The organism is Pseudomonas sp. HY2-MNA-CIBAN-0224 (assembly GCF_040310285.1).
Taxonomy (GTDB): Bacteria; Pseudomonadota; Gammaproteobacteria; order Pseudomonadales; family Pseudomonadaceae; genus Aquipseudomonas; species Aquipseudomonas helleri.
In genome coordinates this window covers 1-274 of the sequence record NZ_JBEOPQ010000496.1, presented here as the reverse complement: position 1 = coordinate 274, position 274 = coordinate 1, and the positions used below count along the sequence as shown (strand labels likewise).

The following is a 274-nucleotide window of genomic DNA, read 5'->3' as shown; positions in this document are numbered from 1 at the left end:
ATTGATAAGGATAATATCACGCACACCAAGCGCCGTCATATCCATTATCAAGCGGCGCAGCACTTTTGGACGTGGCAATGCCAAGATAACAGTCAGATTTAACTTAGCAGGTGGCACAACTGACAATTGGACATCACCTAGCTGAATACAGCGAGCAGCAATCTCCTCAATAATCGCCGTACCAAGATTGCCACCGAGTTGCCCGATTTTCAGCGTGTCGCCCACTTTTGCTGCCAATACATGATTGACATGGTTGATTTGCAACAGATTATTG

At 46.0% G+C, this 274-nt stretch carries 1 pseudogene; it reads right to left on the bottom strand.

The features are described from left to right. A pseudogene (locus tag AAEZ03_RS27305) lies at positions 1-274 on the bottom strand (16S rRNA (uracil(1498)-N(3))-methyltransferase); the annotation flags it as partial.